Annotated in this window: 20 protein-coding genes; 16 read left to right on the forward strand and 4 right to left on the reverse strand. The window is 54.7% G+C overall.

Annotation, left to right across the window (positions count from 1 at the left end):
• Nucleotides 1–210: 210 nt before the first annotated feature.
• Entirely contained in the window at nucleotides 211–1,350 is a 1,140-nt protein-coding gene (locus BZK42_RS26865; protein WP_080861141.1) for a tyrosine-type recombinase/integrase, read from the forward strand.
• Nucleotides 1,351–1,368: 18 nt separating this feature from the next.
• On the opposite strand, the gene dolP is transcribed toward BZK42_RS26865, so the two are convergent.
• Together dolP and BZK42_RS28800 are read right to left on the reverse strand one after the other, a co-directional pair.
• Nucleotides 1,369–1,941, reverse strand: a complete 573-nt coding sequence (dolP, locus tag BZK42_RS26870) for a division/outer membrane stress-associated lipid-binding lipoprotein (RefSeq protein WP_080861184.1) — start codon at nucleotides 1,939–1,941, stop codon at nucleotides 1,369–1,371.
• A gap of 259 nt (nucleotides 1,942–2,200) precedes the next feature.
• Nucleotides 2,201–2,356 carry a hypothetical protein gene (locus tag BZK42_RS28800; protein WP_158083395.1) on the reverse strand — a complete coding sequence of 52 codons (156 nt, stop codon included), beginning with the start codon at nucleotides 2,354–2,356 and terminating at the stop codon, nucleotides 2,201–2,203.
• Between the two features lie 152 nt (nucleotides 2,357–2,508).
• Here BZK42_RS28800 and BZK42_RS26875 point away from each other — a divergent pair, with 152 nt between their 5' ends.
• The 12 genes from BZK42_RS26875 (at nucleotide 2,509) to floT (ending at nucleotide 11,599) form a co-directional block, all read left to right on the forward strand.
• The gene (locus BZK42_RS26875) at nucleotides 2,509–2,982 is read left to right on the forward strand and encodes a hypothetical protein (RefSeq protein ID WP_080861186.1); all 474 of its coding nucleotides are present in this window, start codon (nucleotides 2,509–2,511) and stop codon (nucleotides 2,980–2,982) included.
• Nucleotides 2,983–3,243: 261 nt separating this feature from the next.
• Complete coding sequence (locus BZK42_RS26880; RefSeq protein WP_143329761.1) at nucleotides 3,244–4,086, forward strand: hypothetical protein; 843 nt, start codon at nucleotides 3,244–3,246, stop codon at nucleotides 4,084–4,086.
• Nucleotides 4,087–4,307: 221 nt separating this feature from the next.
• Complete coding sequence (locus tag BZK42_RS26885) at nucleotides 4,308–5,522, forward strand: conjugal transfer protein TraF (protein WP_080861148.1); 1,215 nt, start codon at nucleotides 4,308–4,310, stop codon at nucleotides 5,520–5,522.
• A 69-nt stretch (nucleotides 5,523–5,591) separates the two neighbouring features.
• Complete coding sequence (locus BZK42_RS26890) at nucleotides 5,592–6,242, forward strand: hypothetical protein (protein WP_080861152.1); 651 nt, start codon at nucleotides 5,592–5,594, stop codon at nucleotides 6,240–6,242.
• 66 nt (nucleotides 6,243–6,308) lie between these two features.
• A complete protein-coding gene (locus tag BZK42_RS26895; protein ID WP_080861156.1) occupies nucleotides 6,309–6,587 on the forward strand; it encodes a glyoxalase superfamily protein in 279 nt (92 codons plus the stop codon).
• The gene (locus BZK42_RS26900; protein ID WP_080861160.1) at nucleotides 6,584–7,174 is read left to right on the forward strand and encodes a hypothetical protein; all 591 of its coding nucleotides are present in this window, start codon (nucleotides 6,584–6,586) and stop codon (nucleotides 7,172–7,174) included. The genes BZK42_RS26895 and BZK42_RS26900 overlap by 4 nt, the downstream gene beginning before the upstream one ends.
• Nucleotides 7,175–7,328: 154 nt before the next feature.
• Nucleotides 7,329–7,691, forward strand: coding sequence for a hypothetical protein (locus tag BZK42_RS26905; RefSeq protein ID WP_080861163.1), 363 nt, complete (start codon nucleotides 7,329–7,331; stop codon nucleotides 7,689–7,691).
• Between the two features lie 982 nt (nucleotides 7,692–8,673).
• Entirely contained in the window at nucleotides 8,674–9,048 is a 375-nt protein-coding gene (locus BZK42_RS26915) for a DUF5406 family protein (protein WP_080861170.1), read from the forward strand.
• On the forward strand, nucleotides 9,048–9,296 hold the full coding sequence (locus tag BZK42_RS26920) for a DUF4222 domain-containing protein (protein WP_080861172.1): 249 nt from the start codon (nucleotides 9,048–9,050) through the stop codon (nucleotides 9,294–9,296). Before BZK42_RS26915 ends, BZK42_RS26920 begins: the two co-directional genes overlap by 1 nt.
• Complete coding sequence (locus BZK42_RS28805) at nucleotides 9,293–9,448, forward strand: hypothetical protein (protein ID WP_158083396.1); 156 nt, start codon at nucleotides 9,293–9,295, stop codon at nucleotides 9,446–9,448. Before BZK42_RS26920 ends, BZK42_RS28805 begins: the two co-directional genes overlap by 4 nt.
• 43 nt (nucleotides 9,449–9,491) lie before the next feature.
• Nucleotides 9,492–10,058: an NfeD family membrane protein gene (locus tag BZK42_RS26925; RefSeq protein WP_158083397.1), complete on the forward strand. Its 567-nt coding sequence runs from the start codon at nucleotides 9,492–9,494 to the stop codon at nucleotides 10,056–10,058.
• A gap of 20 nt (nucleotides 10,059–10,078) precedes the next feature.
• A complete protein-coding gene (gene floT / locus BZK42_RS26930; RefSeq protein WP_080861176.1) occupies nucleotides 10,079–11,599 on the forward strand; it encodes a flotillin lipid rafts scaffold protein FloT in 1,521 nt (506 codons plus the stop codon).
• Nucleotides 11,600–11,674: 75 nt separating this feature from the next.
• Here the strand turns inward: floT and BZK42_RS26935 are convergent, their stop codons facing one another.
• A complete protein-coding gene (locus BZK42_RS26935) occupies nucleotides 11,675–11,872 on the reverse strand; it encodes a hypothetical protein (RefSeq protein ID WP_080861178.1) in 198 nt (65 codons plus the stop codon).
• A gap of 11 nt (nucleotides 11,873–11,883) precedes the next feature.
• On the opposite strand from BZK42_RS26935, the gene BZK42_RS26940 reads away from it, so the two are divergent.
• Nucleotides 11,884–12,789 carry a DNA adenine methylase gene (locus BZK42_RS26940; protein ID WP_249025180.1) on the forward strand — a complete coding sequence of 302 codons (906 nt, stop codon included), beginning with the start codon at nucleotides 11,884–11,886 and terminating at the stop codon, nucleotides 12,787–12,789.
• 23 nt (nucleotides 12,790–12,812) lie between these two features.
• Nucleotides 12,813–12,974 carry a hypothetical protein gene (locus BZK42_RS28810; protein WP_158083398.1) on the forward strand — a complete coding sequence of 54 codons (162 nt, stop codon included), beginning with the start codon at nucleotides 12,813–12,815 and terminating at the stop codon, nucleotides 12,972–12,974.
• Between the two features lie 264 nt (nucleotides 12,975–13,238).
• Here BZK42_RS28810 and BZK42_RS26945 read toward each other — a convergent pair whose 3' ends face one another.
• Entirely contained in the window at nucleotides 13,239–14,069 is an 831-nt protein-coding gene (locus BZK42_RS26945; RefSeq protein WP_080861180.1) for a hypothetical protein, read from the reverse strand.
• 284 nt (nucleotides 14,070–14,353) lie between these two features.
• Between BZK42_RS26945 and BZK42_RS26950 the strand changes: the two genes are divergently transcribed.
• A partial coding sequence (locus tag BZK42_RS26950) for a hypothetical protein (RefSeq protein WP_080861182.1) occupies nucleotides 14,354–15,028 on the forward strand: 675 nt, incomplete at its 3' end.

The raw sequence follows: 15,028 nt of genomic DNA on the forward strand, positions 1-15,028 counted from the left end.
GGATATCAACTGTTTTCCTGCAGGGCAATATGCTTTTGATTCAATAAACTTACCGCATGCGTTGTTGCCATTTACCATCTCGAACGCGGTAATTTTACTACTTGCCGCCCACACACCGGACTGGCATTAAGGTCATGAATATTGAGCAAATCAGGAAAGTTGTTTACGGTCAGCAAATTAATCTGAACTTTCTGACTCAAGAGCCCCAAAATGCCGCAGCCGTCCCGTATCAGGAAAATGCCCCTGTCCGCCGCACTCACAAAATATTACGACACGGTATCCGTTCATAAACGCGGACATCAGCAGGAGTTCTGGCGCATCAGCGTGATTCAACGCCATCCGCTTGCACAAAAGATGATGGATGAGGTGACGACCGTGGATATCGCTACTTATCGTGATGAGCGGCTGTCTCAGGTTAACCCCCGTACGGGTAAACCGATATCGGGAAATACTGTTCGTCTCGAACTGGCCCTGCTGTCGGCGCTCTATAACCTGGCGAAGGTGGAGTGGGGTACCTGCCGGGCTAATCCGGTGGAAGCCGTACGTAAGCCAAAGCCCTCTCCCGGGCGTGACCGGCGGCTCACCTCATCCGAAGAACGCCGGTTGTCGCGGTATTTTCAGGCGCGTAATGCGGAACTGTACACCATCTTCCATCTGGCCCTGGAAACGGGCATGCGCCAGGGGGAGATTTTGTCACTGCAGTGGGAGCATATCGACCTGCAGCACGGCGTGGCGCACCTGCCTGTCACCAAAAACGGCAGTCCCCGGGATGTTCCGCTGTCACGCCGTGCCAGGAGTCTGTTGCAGCAACTGCCGGTACAGATTTCCGGCCCGGTGTTTCACTATAAGTCGTCCGGGTTTAAATCCGCCTGGCGGGCCGTCCTGCAGTCCCTGAAGATTGAGAATCTGCACTTCCATGACCTGCGCCATGAAGCCATCAGCCGCCTGTTTGAGCTGGGGACGCTGAATGTCATGGAAGTGGCGGCAATATCGGGACATAAATCCCTGAACATGCTGAAACGCTACACGCACCTGCGCGCTTACCAGCTGGTCAGCAAGCTGGACGTCCGTCGCCGGCAGTCGCAGAAAATTGCGACGTATTTTGTGCCCTACCCGGCGGAGATGGAAGATACGGACGACGGGTTCCGGGTCCATCTGCATGATTTTGAGGGGCTTAGCGTCAGTGCTCATACCCGTGAGGCGGCGATGGACGCAGCTTCTGTCGTGCTGCTGCGCCGGCTTGCCACGGCAGCACAGCACGGAGAACGGGTTCCCCGTCCGGGAGACCTGCCGTTACATGCTGGCGTCATGATTAACCCGCTGGCGGGGGCGGAGCCCGTGTTTGTTTAAGGTGCTGCTTTCAGTATTTTAATCTTTCAGTGTCCACGCGGTGGTGACATGCCGGACGCCACTTACCCGGCTGACCCTGTCCGCCACGCGCTGTCCTTCCTCCGGTGTGACCAGCCCCATCAGGAAAACCTCGCTGTTTTCCGTGATGACCTTGATATCAGTGAGCCTGGTATCGCTGCTGAGCAGCAGTTTCGCCCGGATATCCGATGCCAGCCAGGTGTCGCTTATTTTCTGCCCTGTGCTGATGGCGATGCCGGTACGGGTTTCGTTCCAGATATGCCTGACGCCGGCAACGGACGATACGGCTTTTGTGGCAGCCTGCCGCACCGCCTCATCCGGGACTTCTCCGGTGAGCAGAATGTCACCCTGGTATACCGTGGATATCACGCGGGCCCGTGACGGGAGCCCTGCGCTGCTGATGGCCTGGCTGACGCGCAGTGCCAGCGTGCCGTCGTCAATCTGCCTGCCGGTACTGCGCGGGTCCGCTGCCGTGCGGGCGGCAACCGTGGCGGAGGTGACGATGACGGCCGGAGCGCAGCCTGACAGCAGGGTGAAAAGGAATAAGTACAGTATCCCGGGGAGGTGTTTCATTTTTTGATTTTCTCCGCAGAAAAGCGCAGTCATGGCGCGGGAACCGAAAAATGGCGTCTGAGTCGATTGTACCGGATATGCAGTGCCGCGGTGTACTGCTGAAAAAAAAGCCAGCGCGAATGGCTGGCTGATAACAATTTATCTGAAGCAATGTGAGCAATGTCGTATTTCCTCAACACTCAGGGAGCATCCGGATATGTTGATATGTAAACAATAATTATTATCATCTGCCGTGTAAAGCTTATTCTCCTATGTCCGGTTATTTCACCGATAAAGTCACCAGAGTCAGAATGACACTCAGGGTGGTCAGCAGTGTTGCCGGTGTGGTGTGTCCGTCTGACCATGCGCGGAAAGCAAGAACAGCGGTGGTGAATGCAGACAGATACAGAATGAGGGTTCTGAGAGTGGGTTTCACTGTGGGCGGTCTCCCGTCGAATGGTTGTATTCAGACTGCATGCGGCAGGCTGTCTGCTTTTTCGCCTTTTGTGCGGTACGGGTTGTGATTTTACGGCTGCGTTATGGTGGGTTTTCCGTCAGTCTGCGATTTTTGACTGCGGGAGACGAACCGTGATTTTTTTCCTGTTTCTGATACTGGCGCTGATACTTTACTGCCCGTGCTTCACGCTGCAGTCCGTCATCGGACGTCAGAAAGGATTTGAGGTGTTCACGCTCCGGCACCGGGGACGCCGCTGGCGGGTTATTCACCTAGCGGTACGTGAACGGGTGGGCAGAATGACACGCCGCCGGGTGCGGTTTTACCACGACACATTTCTCCGGGCGCTGGGTGAGGCGCTGCAGTCCGGGGAGCCGGTACTCTTTCGCTCACACCTGATGCGTCCCGCACAGGTCAGGCTGGCGTGCCGGCCCCTGATGGACACGGGCAGGAGTTACCGGGTTGTGGTGGTGAATATACCTCGTTATGAGCGTCAGATGATGACGCTGCAGATGCTGATTCAGGAGTGGCGGTTTATCCGGGTGCCGGAACAGGGTGTGATGGTGGTGGTCAGTCCGCAACAGAATAACCCGGTATCCCGTGGTTGAATGCCTTCTGTCATTAAATTGTTTTTTTCGGGAACATAATTTCCGGTCGATTTACTGAAAAAATGATTTTAATCTTTCGTGTAAACCAGATCGAACCGATCGATTAATTTAATTAGAACCACGCGAAAGATTATTTTAATCTTTTTCCGTCAACCCAAAAACATTAACGCAAAAATGAAAGTCATCTTTCTGCCGGTGAAAAATATGAATCCGACTTACACAGCATTAATTGCATTATTGCGCGCCGGGAGTATCCGTCCTGTGGCTGACACACAGGCATTAAACGACGCCGCCAGTACTCAGTTTTCGGTCCGCCTGCGACCGGAATCCCGGATTTTTTTTGATGACTGCGCGGGTCGTCTGGGGATATCCCGGGCGGCGCTGTTCAGTATGCTGGCCGATGGCATGATATCAGAGGTACGTGATGATACGGCAGACAGGGCGGTATCACTGTATGAGCGCTTCTGTCTGCTGATGGACGCGCACGGTCTGGATGTGACGGAACAGGCCCGGTTACTGAAGCCATGGGGCTTTCGTATCAGCGTGCTGTCCGGTCGCGAACGCACCCTGGACCTGCTGACTGTGCCGTTGCTGGAACAACTGGCCGGCTGGTTTTATGTGGATGTGGACTGGCTGCGGGTTCGTTCGGCCTGCCCGGTCTGCGTTCCGGATGGCGACGGTGCTGATAACTGGTCAGCCGTGACAGAGCACCTGCGTACGCTGCCGGGAGTGGAGGGTGCCGGCGAGCCGGTCGAACTGATATTCTGTTTCAGCCGCCGTACGACCGGGGAGCCGGTGCGTGACGTGGGGCTGTGTCTGCGTTACCGGCGGTTTACCGGTGAAGTGACGGTGCCGGTTGTCAGGTGGTACGGCATGGCGGCATGGGACGTACCTTATACACAGGAGGTTTTCCGCCGTTTACAGTCGCTTGCCTGCGGGTCTGCGCGTGGTGAGCCGCTCAGAACACCATCTGAGTCATATCCGAGTATCCGGTGCCGTTATTTCCGGCTGTCGGCCCGGCAACTGCAGGGGCTGTCCCGGGGTGAAATACTGCCCGTAATGGTGCTGAATCATCCACTGGGGGAATATCCGGGAATACCGTGAATATAAGCATTTTATGCATTATTTATTTAAGCATTATCAGAGTGAAATACCGGGTGCTGTCTGCTGAATATCCGGTGACGTAAATAAAATTAATTTCTCCGTACCGGTATTTATTCCGCAGCGGAGTGCGTCTGAAAAAAACGCGAAACGGAACCGCTGCATAATAATGTGCAGGGCAGCCCTTCGCATATCTGAAATAAAAAAGACAGGGGATTTAAATAATGAAAAACAGTATTCGCGCCTTTTCTTTATCTCTTCTGCCGCTGGCTGTTCTGGCTGCAACAACGGGGACAGCGTCGGCCACCGGGTATTTCGAAGCCCGCAACAGCGCAATGGGCGGAACCGGAGTGGCCTCGTCACATTATGGTGCCGCCGCGCTGGCCAACCCGGCCTTAATCACCCATTACGGTGAGAAGGACGATTTCAGCCTGATTCTGCCGGCTGTGGGCTTGCAGGCCTCTGACCCGGACCACCTGCAGGACGGGGTGGATGGTGTGCGGGACGCGTGGAACCACTATGACGACGTACTTTCAGCCGGTACGGTCACCGCCGGTGACGCGCAGGCGCTGAAGGACCAGCTGATGAAGTTCCGTGACACCGGCGCATCGGCACAGGCCGGGGCCGGTATCGTGGCCACGGTTCCCAACAGGGTGGTGCCGTTCGCGCTGATGGTGAAAGCGTGGGGCACGGCTTCGGTGAACGGGAGCGTCAGCGACCATGACCTGCAGTACCTGGACGATGTTATAGACGGAAAGGTGACCCCGTCAGATGCGGATAAGGACACCCTGACCTCAAAAGCACGGGGACGGGCAGCGGTGGTGACCGATGTGGGAGTGGCGCTGGCGCGTGAGTTTGAAACCGGTGGATTTAAGTATTCGGTGGGCGTGACGCCAAAATGGCAGCGTATTGATACGTTCAACTACAACGTCACCGTGAAGGACTATGACAAAAGCGATTTTGACGGTGACCAGTACCGCAACACCACCACCGGGTTTAACGCCGATATTGGCGTTGCCGCAGACCTGGACGACAACTGGACGCTGGGACTGGCGGTACAGAACATTGTTCCGCGCAGTATCGATACCCGCGAGGTCAACGGCATTAAGGAGACCTTTAAAATCCGGCCGCAGGCCACGGCCGGAGTCTCCTGGCACAACAGCCTGTTTACGGCAGCCGCCGACGTTGACCTGACGCCGGGCAGCAGCTTTAACGGCGACCCGCATCCCCAGTTTGCGCGCGTGGGCGGGGAGTTTAACGCCTGGTCATGGGCGCAGGTGCGTGCCGGGTACCAGCAGAGCCTGGACCACAATGAGGGCAGCGCATTCACCGCCGGTATCGGCATTTCCCCGTTTGACGTGGTGCACCTTGACCTGACCGGTCTGGTGGGCACGGACCGGACGTATGGCGCCGTGGCGCAGCTGAGCGTCACATTCTGACAGTGACATATCCGTAACGGGGTGTCGCCGGTATTGCAGGGCATCCCGCTACAGTGAGGAGGTAAAGCGATGACACAACCGGCCAGGAAAAAAGAGACCGCCACGCCGCTGGCGTTGCTGGAAGCAGAACTGACGGCGGCCCGCAGGGTGACCGCCCGATACAGGGCCGCGGTGGAGAAAGCGGAGGCGCGTTATGACGACGCCCGGGAGGCGGAAGCTGACGTTCAGTACCGGTATGACCGCGCCCTGGTGGCCACCTGGGGCGACACACCTGACTGGCTGACGCTGCTGGACGGTGACGAACGCCGGAGTTCAGTGATGTATGAGCTGGCGTGCCGCGGACTGGAGCTGATGGGGCTGGGGACCTCAATGATAAATATGGACACCGGGCAGCGTGTGGTATGGCTGGGGTTCAGGACGGACAGTGAGGAGGAACTGCAGCAGACGCTGCGCGGGGTACAGTTCATCCTGCCGTTTGTAAAAGCCGGTTCCGGCGGTGAGCGGGAAATCAGCATCCGCCATCCCCGGGCAGATGCGTTTGCGCTGTCCCTGACAGTGGATGTGCGCACGCAGGCGGTCTGCGTGGTGAAACAGGTGTATGGCCGGGAAGACGCCCGCACCCGTTTTCCGGGCGTGGAAGCCGCGCTGCGGTATATCCGGGAGAACCATTCGGATACCAGCATTGATGCCGGGTCACAGCATGCGTTATTAACATCCTGAATCGCTACCATACACCGGCTGACGCCGGGGACGGTCAGTCTCAGTCTGATTTATGAGGTCATATTTATGTGCAACACACCCACACCCTTTCTTATGGCGCGGATTGCCGCGCTCAGCCTGACGGAACATCAGAATGACATTCTGCAGGCAGTTGACGGCTTTGTTGTGGAGGATGCGCTGAACATTCGCCAGCTGAAACTCCATGCCCGCCACACCCGGAACCGGCTGGCGGACGCCGGCATTGCGGTGAAACTCAACCACGCCCTGGAGCTGGTATCGGGGGCTCATGGTTTTCGTGACTGGCAGGCGGCGCTGGCCGGCCTGCGGGAGAGGGACGGGGTATGAGAAGGCTGACTGACCAGGATATACATCATATATATGAGCGGCTGCAGCGTTATCCGCGGGCCACCCGGTGCCTGACGCGTGAGGATGCGCTGAAACTGCTGGATGAAGTTATCTGCCGGCGCATGGAGGAGAGGCTGCCTGCGGACAGGTTGCAGTCGTGGATAACCGGCAGCGTGACATCCCGCCCTCAGCCTGCTCCCGGCAGGTGGATATGGCTGAAGGACCACCTGGCCCATGCAGTCACCACGCTGGGCGGTCTGTATCAGTATCCGTTTTCGGCGTCCTGGGATGCGCTGCTGTGCCGGCTGCTGGACATGGGCATGATTACCGGGAGTGATGCATATACGCTGACCTTCGCGCTGAACGGGCAGACGATGATGGTGTGGCGTGCCGGCCGGTGGTATGCGGACGGGACGCTGTTTGCGGTTAACGGTATTCCGCTGTCAGACAGACAAAAGTGGCGACCGCGTTTTGCCACCCTGCGCCGCCTGCATGCGGTGTCGGAACACCATGATATGACCCGGCGAACTGACAATCCGCATCCGGTATCTGTCCCGGGACAGATGATGCCTGACACTGAGCGCTGAACAGACAAAACACGGCACTCTGGCGGCGGTGTTGCCCGGTCACGGGGAATACCGGAGGCAGAGTCTGCGGGGTGCGGGGCGGCAAAGAGTCCCGCAGATGGCGGTTTATTAAACGCGTATGAATGGCGATGTTAACCACATTCGGTAGAATAATATGAGTCTGAGGAAGCTGGATGTAACCGATTATCTTTTTATTCTTTTTCTGATATTTGTGCTGGCAGGATCCTGGTCATTTCTGAATCACATTATTGAACAGTCCCGTCTGGATCAGGCGGTTGTGACGTTACCGGATATCAGGGTTATCGGAAAAGTCACGGAAAGTATCCCGGTGAATAACTATACTGTCCGCCTGCGGCTGGATGACGGTACCACGCTGATACTGGAAACCGCGGACGTCATTCCGGCCGGCGTGACGGCAGTGCTGCGCCGGACAGCCAACCAGAAGGACTGGCTGTGTCTGAAAGCGCTGAGTACGGAGAACATCAAATGTTACCGCCTGCAGGGCGATCTCTTCTGAATCCGTCAGAATATGGCTTTACCGTTCATGGAAATGCCGGACGAACAGATTAATTTTATTTTTCAGGATATGAATTCCGCGGCTTATTTAACTTGCTCATGATAGTGAGTGATGATATTTCCTGAAAACAGTGAATGAGTTTTTTATAAAACACAACGCATAGTATAACAGGCGCAGGCTGAAATGAATAAAGAAAATCTTTCCTGGTGGTTGTCACTGTTGTTTTCGGGCATCGTCAGTTATTGTTTCTGGTTGCAGATGAGTCCGGGCCGGGACCAGAAATATCTTTCCCTGAAACAATTATTGCAGCCATGCTGTCCTTATTTGCCGTGTTCGGGGTGGCGTTACATATGCATCAGTATTCGGACAGGCTCCGTCCTCCCGTATTTCTGGCGCTCAGTATTCTGCTCTCACTGGCTGCTGTTTCCTGTATCTGGTTAACTGGTGACAGTTTCTACTCCCGGAGTTAAACGGGTATTCCTTTTATGAATATTACCATGTTGAAAGCAATGATAATTTCTATGCCCGGGAACCAGATGAAAAACATCATAAAGGATAACGTGTATTTATGTTTTACCAGCTCATGAAAATACTGATGTATTATTACAGTTAACCATGCAAACACCGTCAGGAAAATAGTTATTAATATCGGGTCCGCTATAATTTATATCAGGTATGGCCAGTTGTTGCTGTTTATGTAAAAGATTCCGGATGCAGTTAAAACCAGTATGGTATTACCCAATAATGTTTCCCGGATGATGTTTCTGATGATTTCCGGTTACTTCATGTCGCTGACTATACTGATTAGTTTTCTCACCGGTATTGTTTCCTTATTTGTGTTGCCAGTGGCCTGATATGTAACATTTTTACTGTAACGTTGTCTTTATTTAAATAGCATGGATCAGTCTGGTAGTGTGGATGTGAACCGGTTGCCCCGTGGGTGACTGAACAGCAGTGTAACCGTTTGTGGAGGGCAGAACAGATGTCAGTGGCTGAAAATTTGACAGAAGAAGCAGTAGTAACCGATTTTGACCCGAATATGGTGGCGTGCGGTCGCGTGGTTAAACAGACGGTCAGACTGACCTTCGGATGCTGGCGGTACAGGGGAACGTTTGAGGTGGAGGTCAGGGGGAATATTACCGGGCTGGATGCGATCCGTTGTGCGGTGGAAATTCTGTATGAAAGCCTGCCGTCAGTGACGGTGACGGACGACGACCTGGAGTGTGACATGGAAATGGCGACGATTGAGCTGGATGGCATTACCTGCGATGACGACGACCTCCGGGGGGAGGAATGGCTGGCCGACATGCTCGTCAGCGCAGAGATTATCCGTTATGAACCGGACGGGACGCTGTGATGTTCAGTCTTGTTCAGCGGGGTCAACTGTATGCTGATGATAACGGCTGGCCGGTTATCATTTATGACTGCGATGCCCGTCGTGTGGTATGCCGGCGGGAGAATGGTCGTCTGCGTCCGGTCTCCATCGGTGAATTTAACGGCAGGTTTGAACGCCTGGAGCACGACGAATACCGCCAGATAAAAGCGGAAATGGCGCAGGAGGAGAATATTAAAAACTTACGCGCACTGCGCGGGAGGTCAGGATGAAAAACAGCCTGGAAGATTTGCATAACCATCTGGCGGATAACGCCGTGATGAACCGCTGGTACGCCGGTTCATCCCCGGAATACAGGCAGGCTTCGCTGGCGATGGCGCAGATAAAAATGGCGATAACGCGCCGGCGGCGGGAAATAAAATAAAGCCCCCACACAGCGTTGACAGAACCGTGCTGAGGGTAATCTGATGCGTGTTATCCGGCACCGTATTTCCGGTGACCATAATGAGATATCCGGGCGACAGGGGAGAGTGACTGTGGACATTTATGTGGGATTACTGGTGACCGGCGTGGTGCTGGCGCTGCTCAGCCTGATTGCCGGTGACTGGCTGGAGAGTATTTTTTGCCTGGACGCGCTGCATCCGATGGTGGTGGCGTCAGCCTGCACGGTGACGGGCGGGGCGGGAATACTGCTGCTGAAACATACGGCGCTGACCACATTTACCGTGCTGGCGCTGTCGCTGGCCGGCGCGCTGGTTCTGTCCGTGGCGGTGTTTTACGGTTATGTGCGGCCGCTGCGGCATTCGGAGACCTCCACGGCGTTTTCCATGAAAGAGCTGGCGGGGAAAGAAGCAGTGGTGAGCGTGACGATTCCGGCGCAGGGGTATGGCGAAGTGATGGTACGCATCGGGGCCGGGCAGACCTTTCAGGTGGCTGCCAGCTTTGACGGCACGCAGATTGAGAAAGAAACAACCGTGGTGATTGTCGAGGTAAGCGACGGTGTCGTTTACGTCTCACCATTTTCATTAGAGTGACTGAACAGGGAAAACACAGCATGCTGAGTCTGGATATTTTTGTTATTCCGGCGTTGATTGTTGCCGTCATTGTGATTTGTGGTCTGGCGTTCTGGGCCCGTTACCGGACGGTGGGACCCGAGCAGGCGATGATTGTAACCGGCTCGTTTCTGGGCAACGGCAACGCGGTCATCAGCGATGACCCGGGACGTAAGGTCAAGATAGTCAGGGGCGGCGGGGCGTTTATCTGGCCGGTGTTCCAGCAGTCGCAGTACCTGTCGCTGCTGTCCCACAAGCTCGATATCTCCACGCCGGAAGTCTACACCTCCGAAGGGGTACCGGTACTGGCCAACGGGGTGGCCATCATCAAGGTCGGTGGTGCCACGGATGATATTGCCACGGCGGCGGAGCAGTTCCTGGGCAAGCCGGTGGACGCGCTGAAGGGCGAGGCACGGGAGGTGCTGGAAGGTCACCTGCGTGCCATTCTGGGCGGGATGACGGTGGAGGAAGTGTACCGTAACCGGGATAAATTTGCCCAGGAGGTACAGGGCGTTGCGGCCCGGGACCTGAAGAAGATGGGGCTGCAGATAGTTTCCTTCACCATCAAGGATGTTCAGGATAACCACGGGTATCTGGACGCGCTGGGGAAACCGCGGATAGCGGCGGTCAAACGTGACGCGGAAATCGCCGAAGCGGAGGCGGTGCGGGATGCGCGTATCCGCAAGGCCCTGGCGGAGGAAGAAGGGCAGAAGGCCGAACTGCTGCGAGACACCAGTATCGCCGAAGCAACAAAAGAGAAAGAGCTGAAGGTGGCGGCGTTCCGCAAGGAGCAGGAAACCGCGAAAGCGGATGCGGACCAGGCCTACCAGATTCAGGAGGCCATCGCGCAGCAGAAGGCGGTGGAAGAACAGATGAAGGTGGAGCTGGTACGCAAGGAGCGTGAAATCGACCTGAAGGAAAAAGAAATTCTGGTGAGCCAGAAACAGTATGACGCGGATGTGAAGAAGAAAGCGGACGCGGATAAATACGCCGTCGAACAGGCGGCGGAGGCCGAGAAGGTGAAACAGATGCGCCTGGCGGAGGCGAGCCAGTACACGACCGAGTCACAGGCGAAGGCCAGTGCGGAAAAAATTCGTCTGGATGGCCTGGCGCAGGCGGAGTCTGCGAAGGCGAAGGGGGCGGCAGAAGCGGAGGTGATACGTCTGCGGGGACTGGCGGAAGCGGAAGCCAGGGAGCGTCAGGCAGAGGCGTTTGAGAAATTCGGCCAGGCGGCGGTGCTGGATATCGTGGCGAAGATGCTGCCGGAACTGGCGGGTAAGGTGGCGTCGCCCCTCGCCTCCATTGACAGACTGACGGTGGTGGACAGCGGAAACGGCAGCGGCGCCCTGCAGCTGAGCCAGTATGTGACACAACTGATGGCGACGGCCCCGGAAATGCTGAAGAATGTGTCCGGTATCGATGTCACGCAGCTTGTCAGGGGCCTGACGGAGAAAAATAACGGGATACCGGCAGAACCGGAAAACGCAGAAACTTCAGAAAATAAGGATAAAAGGGAGGCGTGAGCGGATGGTCAAAACGCACACGGGAAAGGTTGAGGTGACAACCGCCCTGGGAAAGATACGGAAAAACGTCGGGCTTTACCGGTCAGAGAATGCGTGGGTGGTCAGCGCCGGGGAGACGTACAGCCCGGAGACCGGGCAGCGTAACGGCGGTACGGTACGGGCCAGCGTGCTGCTGCTGGACACCATCAGGGCATTACCGGGAAAGGGAACATCCGGACCAGGATGATTGAAAAACGCAGGCTGCATACCATAAGGTCGGCGTTTTACGGTCACTGAAGGTTCTGATGAATAAATTGTTAAAGGAAAAGGCTCCCGCGCGCCGGCGTATGCCGGCCATACCGTTTCTGAAATGGGCGGGAGGTAAACGTCGCAGTCTTGACACGCTGCAGCGCTGGCTGCCTTCTCCGGATGAGGTGGAATGTCTGGTGGAGCCGTTTGTGGGCGGGGCCAGCGTTTTTCTGGGGACGGATTACCGCCAGTACCTGCTGGCGGATATCAATGCCGACCTGATTGATGTGTATCTTCACGCCAGGGACGACCCGTCGGGGATGGTTAAGCGTCTGGAGAAGCTGTTCCACGAGGGTAACAACGAAGAAGCCTACCGGGAGAGCAAGGACGAGTTCAACCGTATCAGTCCCGGGCCGGAGAAATCGGCGCTGTTTATCTACCTGAACCAGCACTGTTTCAACGGTATCTGCCGGTATAACAAACGGGGCATCTTCAACGTACCGTTTGGCCGGCGGAAGTCAGCGTACATACCGGAAGCGGAAATCATGGCATTTGCCCGGAAGACGGAGCGGTGCCATGTTTCGTTCTTCCACGCGGGGTTTGAGGACACACTGAAGATGACGACGGCGGGGATGTTTTCGGGGATATCGTGCGCGGTGTACTGTGACCCGCCGTACCTGCCGGTGAGCCAGACGGCGGGGTTCACGACGTACAGCGGGGAGGTGTTCACGGTGGCGGAGCATGAGCGACTGGCGAACCAACTGGCAGAGCTTCATGCCCGGAAAGGGATGCCGGTGGTGATATCGGCGAGCGACACGCCGTTCAGCCACAGGATATACGGGGAGGCGGGGTTCCGGCTGTACGGGCATCAGGTATCGAGAACGGTGTCGGCAAGCGCGGCGTCGCGGAAAACCGCAGGCGAACTGACGGGCGTGCTGATGCGAAACGGAAATAAACGTTAATCAGGGTGGTGTCGGGGGGCGTGATGAATGATGTGATGAGTGATTTTCAGGCACTGATAATTCGCGATTTTCTGGAAGAGAACATTGAGTTGTTTGCTGAGTTCTGCAACCGTGACGGGCGGGATGGTGAGAGCGTTATGGCTGAAATCTTCACGGTGCTGGGCATACTGAGTGGTGATGAGTGACAGTCAGCGCCCCGTCCGCGCAGCCTGCTGGCGGGGCATTTTGCGTTAATTAAATTCAGGCTCCGGTCAATGGAAGTGACCGGACTGTCGTTTATTTTCATTTTCCGGTTTTGATTTTCCCCCTCGTTCATATAACGGAACTCTGGCACATTATTCTCCGGCATTGTGTGCAGTCTCAACGGGAGAAGAGTAATGACAGATTTTTTTAAGCATATATATGGTCTGTTACTGGAGGGGGGTGGAACGGTACTTATTATTTTATATTTAGGTATTCTTTGTTTCTGGTGGTACCTGATTGTTTCTGCTCTGACTGTAGTCAGATTCATTACTTTTATTGTTCGCCAACTCAGGAAGCGCATTATCAATAACGGAAATAAGAAGGCCAATCGATGATTTGATTTTTGAGCAAATATTAATGTGAAATGTCAGGAATGCAAATTCCACGTATGTATAAATAATTATTGATGATATGCAGGTGAAAACAAAAAGAAATATGATTGTGACATGTACATCAGATAATACCAGATTAAGTAAATGAAGTGGTGCGTCCGGATCTGTTATCTTGCTTGTTAATATCGGAATGATAAATGTAATTATGAAAGTAAATACACCACAGATAAGTTTAAAAATATTGAGTCTTTTTTCATATGACTCCTGAGTTGATGATATTAATTTTAGTGATATTTTTAAGGCAGGAGCAGACCAGTCAGAACGTTTTTTACATGTTTGTATTGTAATGTCATCTGTGCGTCCGAACTGTTTTGTTTTTGCCAACAGGAAAAGAGTGAGTAATAAAAGAATTAAGACAGGTGTAAACGCACAATTAAATAAAAGTTGAATTTCAGTAAGTTTTGTTATGCTGTCGTTTTTGATGTAGTAAAATATAATACCTGTAAGGCAGGAAAGAGTCATCCCGGAAGCGAAAAACCACGGGGATATTCTGGAATTACTGGTGTTGGCATAAAAATAATCCAGTATTTCTCTGGTTTCTGATAACAGTTTTATCCTTTCCCTATTGTTATTGAATGAACTGAGTACGGTGTTTAAGTCTTTGTGTTCATTCTTCATCATCGTTTTCCTGGTTTTCCGGGTCATATGAGCTCCTGACATATCTGTTGTGTATTTTGTGAAGTGGGTTCTGTTTTTTTGGGGGACACTTCTGGCCTGGTGACTGTCAACCAGATAATCCCCCGAAGCCACCATCATATTAACATGCACAGAGGTAAAAATTCTGCCTGACAGAATGTCTGCGCCGATCTCCTGATGACCATCCTTACCACTTTAATTTCATTTTCCGGTTTTGATTTGCCTGCTGAATCCGGCAGGCACTTTCCGCATAGTCATGATAAACGCAAACCGACAGTCAGAGGACTTTTGTCATGACAACACTCACGGCCGTGCTGGCATTTGTGCCCGGCGATGAAGAGGCCCCCATTTCCTCATATCTGAGTACTCAGGTCCCGGAAGAGAGCGCGGATACCCCGACCACTGCAGAAGAAACCTCCGCACAACAGGCCTCGCACCGGCTGGGAGGCAAAGGAAGCCGGCGGGCTGAACCGGCGTCCCGGAGAAAACTGTTGTCACGGGTATGGGCGATTTTTTCGGGGATTCTGATCCTGGGGCTGATATGCGTGGTGGCACTCCTGTGGCAGACGGTCAGACAGCAGGAAATTTTGCTGACCTCGCTGGACACGGCGTTTCGCAGCGGTCGTGTGGACGCCCTGCCGCAGCGTGTTCAGGCGCTGGAGGAGAAACAGAAGCAGTACCTGTCCCTGATGCAGGCGCAGGACTGGCGCGGGGAGGACGGTAAGGCCCGGGAGGCGCTGAAAGCGCAGGTAACGCAGCTGGTCATGGACAGTGAACAGGTCCGGGCCGACGTGGCGGCGCTGGCAACACAGCAGGATGCGCTGAAGCAGCTGACTGACACGCTGTCGTCCCGGCTGAATGAGCAGGTCTCCCGTATTGATGCGCTGTCAGAATGGAAAGCGCAGCGGGAAGAAAAGTCAGCCGGTACAGCGACAAAACCGTCCCTGAAGGCCCGCCGTGAGCCGGCT

This window comes from Citrobacter braakii (genome assembly GCF_002075345.1).
In the GTDB taxonomy this organism is placed as follows: domain Bacteria; phylum Pseudomonadota; class Gammaproteobacteria; order Enterobacterales; family Enterobacteriaceae; genus Citrobacter; species Citrobacter braakii.